This window comes from Vibrio sp. S12_S33, assembly GCF_963889785.1.
In the GTDB taxonomy this organism is placed as follows: Bacteria; Pseudomonadota; Gammaproteobacteria; order Enterobacterales; family Vibrionaceae; genus Vibrio; species Vibrio aestuarianus.
Genome location: NZ_CAWPQZ010000016.1, coordinates 66,400 through 78,343 on the forward strand (window position 1 = coordinate 66,400; position 11,944 = coordinate 78,343).

10 protein-coding genes are annotated in these 11,944 nt (G+C 43.4%); 6 read left to right on the top strand and 4 right to left on the bottom strand.

Translation table 11 applies throughout. The features are described from left to right. Nucleotides 1–62 precede the first annotated feature (62 nt). Nucleotides 63–1,421, top strand: coding sequence for a bifunctional UDP-N-acetylglucosamine diphosphorylase/glucosamine-1-phosphate N-acetyltransferase GlmU (gene glmU, locus AACW06_RS09765; protein ID WP_192074908.1), 1,359 nt, complete (start codon nucleotides 63–65; stop codon nucleotides 1,419–1,421). A 28-nt stretch (nucleotides 1,422–1,449) separates the two neighbouring features. On the opposite strand, the gene AACW06_RS09770 is transcribed toward glmU, so the two are convergent. Further along, on the bottom strand, nucleotides 1,450–2,169 hold the full coding sequence (locus AACW06_RS09770) for an amino acid ABC transporter permease (protein WP_192074909.1): 720 nt from the start codon (nucleotides 2,167–2,169) through the stop codon (nucleotides 1,450–1,452). Between the two features lie 113 nt (nucleotides 2,170–2,282). Here AACW06_RS09770 and AACW06_RS09775 point away from each other — a divergent pair, with 113 nt between their 5' ends. Continuing rightward, a complete protein-coding gene (locus tag AACW06_RS09775) occupies nucleotides 2,283–3,056 on the top strand; it encodes a transporter substrate-binding domain-containing protein (protein WP_192074910.1) in 774 nt (257 codons plus the stop codon). A gap of 47 nt (nucleotides 3,057–3,103) precedes the next feature. On the opposite strand, the gene punC is transcribed toward AACW06_RS09775, so the two are convergent. Then, nucleotides 3,104–4,309, bottom strand: a complete 1,206-nt coding sequence (punC, locus tag AACW06_RS09780) for a purine nucleoside transporter PunC (protein WP_192074911.1) — start codon at nucleotides 4,307–4,309, stop codon at nucleotides 3,104–3,106. A gap of 148 nt (nucleotides 4,310–4,457) precedes the next feature. Between punC and punR the strand changes: the two genes are divergently transcribed. Beyond that, nucleotides 4,458–5,363 (top strand): DNA-binding transcriptional activator PunR, encoded by a 906-nt coding sequence (punR, locus tag AACW06_RS09785; RefSeq protein WP_192074912.1) that lies wholly within the window; start codon nucleotides 4,458–4,460, stop codon nucleotides 5,361–5,363. 45 nt (nucleotides 5,364–5,408) lie between these two features. Here the strand turns inward: punR and fadA are convergent, their stop codons facing one another. Together fadA and fadB are read right to left on the bottom strand one after the other, a co-directional pair. Continuing rightward, nucleotides 5,409–6,584: an acetyl-CoA C-acyltransferase FadA gene (gene fadA, locus AACW06_RS09790; protein WP_053308848.1), complete on the bottom strand. Its 1,176-nt coding sequence runs from the start codon at nucleotides 6,582–6,584 to the stop codon at nucleotides 5,409–5,411. Nucleotides 6,585–6,598: 14 nt separating this feature from the next. Further along, a complete protein-coding gene (gene fadB / locus AACW06_RS09795; protein WP_192074913.1) occupies nucleotides 6,599–8,770 on the bottom strand; it encodes a fatty acid oxidation complex subunit alpha FadB in 2,172 nt (723 codons plus the stop codon). 218 nt (nucleotides 8,771–8,988) lie between these two features. On the opposite strand from fadB, the gene AACW06_RS09800 reads away from it, so the two are divergent. Genes AACW06_RS09800 through hemG form a run of 3 tightly spaced genes read left to right on the top strand, consistent with a single transcriptional unit; the run spans nucleotide 8,989 to nucleotide 11,640 of the window. Next, entirely contained in the window at nucleotides 8,989–9,612 is a 624-nt protein-coding gene (locus AACW06_RS09800; RefSeq protein ID WP_192074914.1) for a YigZ family protein, read from the top strand. Between the two features lie 33 nt (nucleotides 9,613–9,645). After that, the gene (locus AACW06_RS09805) at nucleotides 9,646–11,103 is read left to right on the top strand and encodes a TrkH family potassium uptake protein (protein ID WP_192074915.1); all 1,458 of its coding nucleotides are present in this window, start codon (nucleotides 9,646–9,648) and stop codon (nucleotides 11,101–11,103) included. Between the two features lie 9 nt (nucleotides 11,104–11,112). Beyond that, on the top strand, nucleotides 11,113–11,640 hold the full coding sequence (gene hemG / locus AACW06_RS09810) for a menaquinone-dependent protoporphyrinogen IX dehydrogenase (RefSeq protein WP_192074916.1): 528 nt from the start codon (nucleotides 11,113–11,115) through the stop codon (nucleotides 11,638–11,640). Nucleotides 11,641–11,944 lie beyond the last annotated feature (304 nt).

The following is an 11,944-nucleotide window of genomic DNA, read 5'->3' on the forward strand; positions in this document are numbered from 1 at the left end:
TAACTAACAGAGTAATTACCGTTAAAATGCGGCTTAACTTTTTTAACGTCAATAGGTCGTCAATGAAATTTAGCGCAGTGATCCTAGCAGCAGGTAAAGGTACTCGAATGTATTCTAATATGCCTAAAGTGCTGCACACACTGGCAGGCAAGCCAATGGTTAAACACGTGATTGACACGTGTACTGGTTTGGGTGCTCAGAATATTCATTTGGTTTATGGTCACGGTGGTGATCAAATGCAGCAAGTATTGGCTGAAGAGTCGGTGAACTGGGTTCTACAAGCTGAACAATTAGGTACCGGTCACGCTGTTGATCAAGCATCTGATCATTTTCAGGATGATGAGAAGATCCTCGTGCTTTACGGTGATGTTCCATTGATCTCTGAAGAGACGATAGAAAGCTTACTTGATGCACAACCTAATGACGGTATTGCTTTATTAACGGTCGTTTTAGATAACCCGATGGGTTATGGACGTATTGTTCGTAAACACGGCCCAGTGGTGGCGATTGTTGAGCAAAAAGATGCTACTGATGAGCAAAAACTGATCAAAGAAATCAATACCGGTGTGTTAGTAGCAACGGGTCGTGATTTAAAACGCTGGCTATCTGGCTTAAGCAATGAAAATGCGCAAAGTGAGTACTACCTTACAGACGTTATTGCAGCAGCACATAACGAAGGACGTGCGGTTGAAGCGGTTCATCCAGCCAGTTCGATTGAAGTTGAGGGGGTTAATGATCGAGCCCAACTAGCACGTTTAGAGCGAGCTTACCAAGCCACTCAAGCGAAGAAACTGCTAGAGCAAGGGGTAATGCTACGCGACCCGTCTCGTTTTGATCTACGCGGTGAATTACAGTGTGGTATGGATGTCGAAATTGACACTAATGTCATTATTGAAGGTAACGTTACACTAGGCGATAACGTCATTATCGGTACGGGATGTGTGCTTAAAGATTGTGAGATCGATGATAATACGATCATCCGTCCGTACAGTGTCATTGAAGGTGCAACGGTAGCAGAAAATTGTACTGTAGGTCCTTTTACTCGTTTACGCCCTGGTGCTGAACTGCGTAATGACGCGCACGTTGGTAACTTTGTCGAAGTGAAGAATGCTCGTTTAGGCGAAGGTTCAAAAGCCAATCACTTAACGTATTTAGGTGATGCGGAAGTGGGACAACGTGTCAACATTGGTGCAGGTGTAATTACCTGTAACTACGATGGTGCCAATAAATTCAAAACCACGATTGGTGATGATGTATTCGTTGGTTCTGATTGCCAACTTATCGCACCAGTAACGATTGCCAATGGTGCTACCGTTGGCGCTGGAACAACCCTGACAAGTAATGTTGCTGAAGGTGAGTTGGTGATTACTCGCGTCAAAGAACGCAAAATTTCAGGCTGGAAGCGTCCAACTAAGAAGTAATGATAAAAATGCTGGCTCTTATGTAGAGCTAGCGTTTTCCTACCGCCATCTTTCTTTCTAGCCATCTCACGCCTTGCGAAACCAAAAGGATCAACACTAAGTATTCGAATACTAAAAAGGTGTAAATTTCCAACGGTAGGTATTCTGTCACAACCAATTCATTGGCTCGTCTTGTTAAGTCACTTAACCCAATAACGCTCACCAATGACGACATCTTCAAAATATAAACAAATTGATTCCCCAGTGGCGGCAATATTTGCCGTAAAGCTTGCGGCAATATAATCCAACGCATTTTTTGCCAATAGTTAAGTCCAAGCGCATTTGCCGCTTCATGTTGTCCAGTAGGGATCGCTTGTATGCCTCCTCGAAACACTTCGGCCATAAAAGCACTTTCTGCAATGGTTAATGCAATTACACCAGCCCAAAAGTGATTGAGTGATAGGTCAAATAAAGAAGGCAAGCCGTAGTAGACCCAGAGTAATAAAACCAGTACAGGGATAGCGCGAATAATTTCAACGTAAGTTCGGTTGAATAAGCGTAGCGATTGGCGTTCAGATAGCGCAGGTAATGCGACAATTAACCCCAATAGCATGGCGAGTAGCATGCTAATCAGGGAAATACGAATGGTATCCCCAAACCCAGCCACTAGAAATGAGATATTTTGCTGGCCTTGCTGGCTGGTGGGATCGAGAACATACCAGCCCCATTGATAGTCACTGCATCCGGTCAGCGTCAAAATAGTCATCATGAGTAAGCCACGTAATATCACACTACACCTTGAATAAACTAAAAAAAAACATTTGTTGCTGCTATGTTAGCAATGATGTTCTAACAAATGTGAATTATTTTAAGGAAACGATAATGAAGAAGATGCTTCTCGCATTAGGACTGTGTGTATTGTCAGTGAGTCAGGTGATGGCCCAAAGCCGTTTACATGAAATATTAGATAGTGGTGTGCTACGAGTTGGTACGACTGGTGATTGGAACCCAATGACTATGAAAGATCCTGCGACCAATGGCTATCGTGGTTTTGATATTGATGTTACCACTGAACTGGCTAAAGATTTGGGAGTGAAAGTAGAGTATGTCGCGACTGACTGGAAAACTTTGGTCAATGGTATTACAGCCAATAAATACGATATAACAGGCAGTGCCTCACTTAATATGTCACGCGCAAAAGTGGCCGGTTATAGCCAGCCTTATTTTTACTTGGCCTTTGTGCCTGTTGTACAAAAGAAAGATCTCGTTCGATACAGTGATTGGAGCGATTTTGATAAAGCAGAAATTAAAGTGGCAGCCACGCTTGGTACTGTGCAGGAAAAAATGGTTAAAGAATTTTTTCCTTCTGCGCAGCATATTGTAATTGAAGCGCCCGCTCGCGACTATCAAGAGCTGCTTGCTCGTAGAGCCGATGTCTCGGTGACTTCCAATGTAGAAGCGGCAACGCTGGTGGAGAAATTTAATCAGCTTGCTGTTGTACCAGTAAAAGAAGCTCGCAAACCCACGCCTATCTCAATGCTATTACCGCAAGAAGACCAAGTGTGGATCAATTATGTTAATCACTGGGTTGAACTAAAGAAAACGCAAGGTTTTTTCAAGCAAACTGCTGATAAGTGGGGATTGAAAAGTATTTAGTCATAATTAAATGATCGAAGCCGCTCATAACGAACGGCTTTTTTTTATTACTCTTTATCAGAAACAACCCGTGCATTATCAGGTGTGGTGAAGTGTTCTGATAATTGTCTATTCGAGACAATATAACCTATCCATACTCCACCCATACAAATCATAATCGCAATACCGGTTACCATTTGTGCTTGGCTTGCTAATGCTGCAACTAATGCGCTGGCTAAACTACTGACGCAGATTTGTAGGCTATTTTGTAAACCAGCCGCTGTTGCTGGGCTCTGTTTAGCACTGGATAAAGCACGGTTGACCACAATTGGATAAAGCGCACCGTTAGCGACTGCAATCAAACAGAAAGGCGCTAGAATTGGCCAAATTGAGGTCAATTGCCATTGTGAAGCGATGAAAACCAATAAGGTTGCCACGCTAAATAGACCAATTAAATGTTTTAGAACTTTTTCATCGCCGAACTTATTTACACCGACTTTACCTAAATATCCACCGACCATGAAAGCAATCGTTTGAGGAATAAAACTTAAGCCAATGTCTTTGGCTGCATAACCTAAGCGAGCCATAATTTCGGGCATACCGGTTAAATAAGCAAAGAAGGCTGCCGAAGCGCAAGCAAACATCATCACATTACCTAAGTAAGTCTTAGTACTTAGTAACGTTTTAATATCTTGTTTAATCGAGGTTTGCTTTGGTTGTGAAATCTCATTCTTTTGACCAAAGGTAAACACGACAAGCGCTGCGCCCATTAAAGTTAATGCGACAAAAATACTGTGCCAACCAAAGTTATCCGCCAATAACACACCTAGCTGAGGAGCCAATGCGGGAGATAACGCCACTAATGGCATGATGGTTGCGAACACTTGTTGGCTCGTTTTGGCTGGGTAGCGTTGAATGACCATGGCTTGCCAGATAACGGCAGGTGCACAAACCCCTAACGCTTGTACAAAGCGGAGCGCCAATAATTGCCAAACTTGTTCACTAAAAGCTAAACCAAATGAAGCCACAGTAAATAGCGCTAAGCCTGCCGCTAGTGTATTTCGGTGACCATATTTGTCTGAAGCTAATCCCCATAGCAGTTGACCTAACGCCATTCCTACCAGAAATACTGTTAATGATAGTGCGATCTGTTCTGGCCCTGTGGCAAAGTCGATTTCCATCGCTTTAAAAGCAGGAAGGTACATGTCGGTGGCAATGAAGCCGAGCATGGATAGGGCGGCTAAGTACAGCAACTGCAATTTTGATGCTTTCATTATTCTAACCATTCAAAAAAATTAATGAGTATTGATCCGGTTTTTATTGTTACCGGCCCTTATTTATCTACACTGTTATTCTATTTTTCGTTTAATATTAAATGAAACGCTAAATTTGTTAGTTATCAATCAAAAAATTTGAAGGGTTATGTTTTCCAAATCATCATTAGAAATGCTAGATACCGTTGCTCGGTTGGGAAGTTTTACTGCCGCTGCAGAGGTTTTACATAAAGTGCCATCAGCGATCAGTTATGGTGTGCGCCAAGTTGAACAAGATTTAGATGTATTGCTATTTCGTCGTTTGCCTAGAAAGGTCGAACTGACGCCAGCTGGCGAGCTTTTTATGCTGGAGGCTCGTCAGTTATTAAGGCAGATGGAGGAAGTGCGTGCCCAGACTAAGCGCGCGGCCCATGGCTGGCAAAAGACACTAAAACTGACACTGGATAACGTGGTTAAACTCGATAAGATGAAACCGCTGGTGGAAGATTTTTATCGCACATTTGAGTTTGCTGAGCTGCAAATCAATATGGAAGTATTTAATGGTTCTTGGGAGGCAATATCTCAAGGCCGGGCTGATATTGTGATTGGTGCAACCTCGGCTATTCCTGTCGGGGGGGATTTTGAAGTGCGAGATATGGGGTTATTGGATTGGGCATTTGTTATGTCGCCTAGCCACCCTTGTGTTCGAGAGCAAAACCTAACCGAAGCTTTTGTCAGTCATTTTCCAGCTATCTGTTTGGATGATACATCAAGCGTGTTGCCCAAACGGCATACCGGTCATTATCCACAGCAAAGACGTTTACTATTGCCTAATTGGTACAGTGCCATTGAATGTTTGAAAAATGGGGTAGGTATCGGTTATATGCCAAGGCACATAGCGCAACCTTTAATTGCTGATGGGTTGCTTGTTGAGAAAATATTGCCAGATGACAAGCCACTCAGTCAATGTTGCTTGGTATGGCGTAAAGACGATAATCATAAGTTGATTGAGTGGATGGTTAATTATTTAGGTAGCAGCCAACAACTTCACCAAGATTGGTTAAAAGCATTCTAAAAAAATGCCAGCCCTTCAGGCTGGCATGCTAACAATTATATTGAATTATGGGCGTTCAAAGATGGTCGCAATACCTTGGCCCAAACCAATACACATGGTCGCTAAGCCATATTTTGCGTTTTTTGCTTCCATTAGGTTGATAAGCGTTGTTGAGATGCGAGTGCCAGAACAACCCAGAGGGTGACCCAATGCAATCGCCCCACCGTTCAGGTTCACTTTTTCATCCACAACATCAAGTAGCCCTAAATCTTTAGCACAAGGTAAAGATTGAGCAGCGAACGCTTCGTTGAGCTCAATTACGTCCATATCCTGCATAGTCAAGCCTGCGCGTTGTAGTGCTTTTTTGGTCGCAGGAACTGGGCCATAACCCATAATAGAAGGATCACAACCAGCAACAGCCATTGATTTAACGCGTGCGCGGATCTTTAAGCCAAGCGCGTTTGCTTTCTCTTCGCTCATGATCAGCATGGCAGAGGCACCATCTGATAGTGCCGATGAGGTACCTGCAGTCACGGTGCCATTGACTGGGTCAAAAACAGGACGTAGTTGTGATAGTCCTTCTACAGTAGTTTCAGGGCGGATTACTTCATCAACATCCAAGGTAAAAAGCGTGCCATCTTCAGCATGAGCTTCCATTGGGAGAATTTCATTTTTGAAGCGACCTTCAACGGTTGCCGCATAAGCGCGTTGGTGTGAACGAGCGGCAAACGCATCTTGCTGTTCACGGCTAATGCCATGCAATTTACCGAGCATTTCTGCGGTTAAACCCATCATACCAGCTGCTTTGGCGACGGTTTTTGACATTCCTGGGTGAAAATCAACGCCATGTGTCATCGGTACATGGCCCATATGCTCAACACCGCCTACTAGGCATATATCTGCATCGCCAACCATGATAGCGCGTGTGGCATCGTGCAAAGCCTGCATAGAAGAGCCACATAAGCGGTTGACCGTCACTGCGCCAATCTCAATTGGTAAGCCAGCTAGTAACGCAGCGTTACGCGCCACGTTAAAGCCTTGCTCTAACGTTTGCTGTACACAGCCCCAGTAGATATCTTCGATTTCTAGCGGGTTCACTTGTGGGTTACGGGCTAAAATACCTTTCATTAAATGAGCAGATAAATCTTCGGCACGAGTGTGACGAAATGCCCCGCCTTTTGAACGGCCCATTGGGGTGCGCAGGCAATCAACAATTACGACATTTTTGTTATGTGAAGTCATTTGGGCATCTCTCCTTAGATAGAACTTGCTTGCTGAGCACCGTAGAAGGTCTCACCTTTTTCTGCCATATCAATCAGCAGTTGAGGTACTTGATACATCGCGCCCAATGTTTGGTATTGGTTCGCCATCGCAACATAATTTTGTAGCCCGATACTATCGAGATAGCGGAAGACGCCACCTCTAAATGGAGGGAAACCTAGGCCGTATACCAATGCCATATCTGCTTCTTGTGCTGAGGCTATGATTTTTTCCTCTAAGCACAGAGCAACTTCATTGATCATTGGAATCATCATACGTTCGATGATGGTTTGATCTTCAAAGGCTCGTTTGTCACCGCATTCTGCATTGAATACTGTAAGTACCTCTTCAGAGAAGGTTTTCTTCGGCTTACCTTTTTTATCTAATGTATATTGATAGAAACCACTACCATTTTTCTGGCCATATTTATTGGCATCAAATAGCGCATCAATTGCATCGCGCCCCTGTTTACCCATACGTTCAGGGAAACCTTGAGCCATTACTGCTTGAGCGTGGTGGGCTGTATCAATACCAACCACATCGAGCAGATAAGCCGGCCCCATTGGCCATCCAAACTTACGTTCCATCACTTTATCGATTTGCGTGAAATCTGCGCCATCACGTAGTAATAAACTAAATCCGCCGAAATAAGGGAAAAGTACGCGGTTTACGAAGAACCCTGGACAGTCATTGACTACGATAGGTGATTTACCCATTTTTGCTGCGTAAGCGACAACGCGGTTGATGGTTTCATCAGATGTATGTTCACCGCGAATAATTTCTACCAATGGCATCCGATGGACAGGGTTGAAGAAATGCATGCCGCAGAAATTTTCTGGACGCTTGAGTGATTTCGCTAATAGGTTAATAGGGATGGTAGAGGTGTTAGACGTGATAACGGTTTCTTGATTGACGTTTTCTTCCACTTCACTCAATACAGCCGCTTTGATTTTTGGATTTTCAACCACGGCTTCGACGATCACATCCGCTTGTTCAATACCTGCGTAGTGAAGGCTTGGGGTGATAGACGCCAATACGCCCGCCATTTTGAACCCATCAATTTTACCGCGTTGCAACTGTTTGTTGAGTAGCTTCGAAGCTTCAGTCATGCCTAAGTTGAGTGATGATTGTGCGATGTCTTTCATCAAAACAGGCACACCTTTCACTGCTGATTGGTAGGCAATACCTCCACCCATAATTCCGGCGCCAAGTACGGCTGCTCTTTCTGTATCTTTATTGGCTGATTTGGCTGCTTTTTTTGCCAGTGCCTTGATGTACTGATCATTGAGAAATAAACCGACTAACGATTTAGCTTCTTCTGATTTAGCCAGTTTAGCAAAGTGTTTACGCTCAATAGCCAATGCTTCATCGCGAGCGTAGCGAGCTGCTTCTTCAATGGCAATTACGGCTGCCATTGGTGCTGGGTAATGAGGCCCTGCATGTTGAGCAACTAAACCTTTCGCCATTGTGAAGCTCATCATCGCTTCTAATTTGCTGAGTGCGAGCGCTGAAGTTTTTTGCTGACGGCGAGCTTGCCAATCGATTTTTTCATTGATGGCCGATGTTATGGTTTTTATGGCTGATTCAAGCAGTTTGTCGCTGTCGACAATGGCATCAAGCAGACCAATTTTTAGGGCTTCTTCTGCTCGACATGCTTTACCTTGAGTAATGACTTCCATGGCGCTATCAGCACCAATCAGGCGCGGCAAGCGTACACAACCGCCAAACCCAGGCATGATACCGAGTTTAGTTTCAGGTAAGCCAATGCTAGTGGTTACATCACCAATGCGAAAATCGGTAGCGAGTACACACTCACAGCCACCGCCAAGCGCGTGGCCTTTCAAAGCAGCAAGCGTTGGAACGGGTAAATCCTCTAGCTTGCTGAAAATGCTGTTGGCAAATTGTAGCCATTGATCAAGCTCTTCGGTTGGTTTAGCGAAGAGACCTAAAAATTCGGTGATATCGGCACCGACGATAAATGACTCTTTATCCGAAATTAGGATTAGTCCTTTAAGGCCTTGGTGCGTTTTAAGTGCATCGAGTGCATGGTCGAGTGATTCAAGAGTGGCAAGGTCAAGCTTATTGACTGATTCTGGAGAGCAGAAACTTAACTCAGCGATACCGTCTTGTAATTCCTTTACCTGTAGGGTGTTGGCTTGGTAAATCATTGTCTATCTCCGTGACATACAATCTTCTGACTGTGTGTGAGAGTTTTTGTTGTATTAATTGTTCTGGTTAGACCAGTAGGGGTAGTTTGAACTGTCGATTGTTTAATTTCAATACATTTTTTAAACAACTGTTTAACATTGTGCGCTAATGCAGATGATCACTGATTTTTTTATTGCGCGTGTTACACTGCCGATATTCTTCGTTTTAACTGCCTAACATGAATGTTCAGCCATATTTGATTCCAGCGTTGCCCGCACAGTTTGAAGAGGAAATAAAGAAAAGCCTCTTTATCACTTATCTTGCGCATACACCGAATGTGGAAGCCGCAAAAGCTTTCGTTGAACAGATAAAAGCAAAGCACAGTGATGCAAGGCATAATTGCTGGGGGTTTGTCGCAGGACGACCCGAAGATTCTATGCTATGGGGTTTTAGTGATGATGGTGAGCCTTCTGGAACTGCTGGTAAACCGATTTTGGCGCAATTATCTGGTTCCGGTGTCGGTGAATTGACTGCTGTGGTGACTCGTTACTCCGGTGGCATTCGCTTAGGAACGGGCGGATTAGTGAAAGCGTACGGTGGTGGTGTTCAGCAAGCGCTTAAGCTGCTTCAAACAATTGAGAAAAAAATCACCGTAAAGCTGCGCCTAACGCTAGACTACGGTTTTCTGTCTATTGCTCAGTCGATCGTGGTTCAGTATGAAGCGATAGAATTTGAGGCCAATTACACGGAACAGGTTGAACTCATTATTGAAATCGAATTGCGTCAAGTAGATGCCTTTACCCAAACTATGATTAATAAAAGTGGTGCGAAGGCAATGGTCGCCGCATTCGAAGATAACTAGGAAGTTAGAAGCTCAGCTTCATTTAAATAAGCAATGCAATTTCGATCTATTATCCGTATTGTCGGGCTTTTGCTCGCATTATTTAGCGTATCCATGCTTGCCCCAGCGCTGGTGGCCTTACTGTACCGAGATGGAGCAGGGGTGCCTTTTGTCACGACATTCTTTGTTTTGCTGATGTGTGGTGGTTTTTTCTGGTTCCCTAATCGTCGTTATCGTCATGAATTAAAAGCAAGGGATGGTTTTTTGATTGTTGTGCTCTTTTGGACGGTAATTGGTAGTGCCGGCTCGTTGCCTTTTTGGCTAGCCAATAACCCTGAGGTTTCCGTTACTGATGCATTTTTTGAGTCTTTCTCTGCGTTAACTACAACAGGGGCGACCGTTATTGTTGGATTAGACGAATTACCAAAAGCAATTTTATTTTACCGTCAGTTTCTGCAATGGTTTGGTGGTATGGGGATTATTGTACTTGCCGTGGCAATTCTTCCTGTGCTCGGAATTGGTGGTATGCAGCTATATCGTGCAGAAATTCCTGGTCCAGTAAAAGATACCAAGGTAACCCCGCGTATAGCAGAAACCGCAAAAGCTTTATGGTATATCTACCTTAGTTTGACGATTGCTTGCGCGGCTGCATTCTGGTTTGCTGGCATGACACTGTTTGACGCAATTTGTCATAGCTTCTCAACCATTGCTATTGGTGGATTTTCAACACACGATGCGAGTATCGGTTATTTTGATAGTTATGCTATTAACCTCATTACGGTTGTGTTCTTATTGATTTCTGCCTGTAATTTCACACTGCATTACGCTGCATTTTCAACTGGTGGCGTTCACCCCAAATATTACGTAAAAGATCCTGAGTTCCGTGCTTTTGCTGTAATCCAAATAATCCTATTCGCTATTTGTTTTTTGATGTTACTCGAACATCATTCTTACGACTCATTCTATGATGCGTTTGACCAAGCTCTATTTCAAACGGTATCAATATCAACAACAGCTGGTTTCACCACCACAGGTTTCTCGGATTGGCCACTATTTTTGCCTGTATTACTTTTATTCTCCTCTTTTATTGGTGGCTGTGCTGGTTCTACAGGCGGTGGTATGAAGGTTATCCGTATTTTATTGCTAACACTGCAAGGTGCGCGGGAGATGAAGCGGCTAATACACCCAAGAGCGGTGTACACCATAAAAGTGGGTGGAACGGCGCTTTCACAGCGAGTGGTCGATGCGGTATGGGGATTTTTCTCTGCTTATGCGCTTGTATTTGTGGTCTGTATGTTGGCATTAATCGCTACTGGGATGGATGAGCTCAGTGCATTTTCGGCCGTAGCTGCCACATTGAATAATTTAGGCCCAGGACTTGGTGAGGTATCGGTACATTTTGCAGATATAAATGACAAGGCAAAGTGGGTACTGATTGTCTCGATGTTGTTTGGGCGCTTAGAAATTTTCACACTATTAATACTGCTTACACCAACATTTTGGCGTAGTTAAGGATGTAACGTGCAAAAAGCTTTATTTCTCTATTCTTCTCGTGAAGGGCAAACTCTGAAAATTATTAACTACATAAGAGATGAGTTGCCTGAATTGGATTGTGAAGTGGTCGATTTACATCAAGCTGAAAATATTGATTTATTAGATTATGATCGCATTCTTATTGGTGCTTCTATACGTTATGGTCATCTAAACAAGAAGCTATACCAATTTATTGAACAACATAAAGCTGAGTTGCAAACAGCTAAGTCAGCATTCTTCTGTGTCAACCTGACGGCCAGAAAAGAAGATCAAGGCAAAGATACGCCACAAGGTAGTGTCTATATTAAAACCTTTCTTAATAAATCGCCTTGGCAACCCACATTGATTGGAGTATTTGCGGGGGCTCTTTATTACCCACGTTACCGTTTCTTCGATAAAATTATGATTCGTTTCATTATGTCACTCACTGGCGGAGAAACGGACACATCAAAAGAAGTGGAATACACAAACTGGAAAAAAGTGTCCATATTTAGCCAAAACTTTAAAAACCTGTAAATAAAAAGCATATTTTCAAGGTGTTTTGACTCTTTTTTAACCCAACGGATAAAAAACTAAATAAAATTGCAAAAAGGGGTTGCCAATGTGATGGCGATCTCTATAATGCCGCCTCACTGACACGGCACAGCCAGTAAGGGTTCAAGCCCACTAGCCAGTCAATCAGTAGGCCAAATTGGTAAGACGAAATAATTTAAAAAAGTGTTTGACACAAAAAATTATCTCGCTAGAATGGCCGCCTCTTCCAAGGGAGCTACGGCAACCAAACGAAGAACGCTCTTTAACAATATAAACCTATCAATCT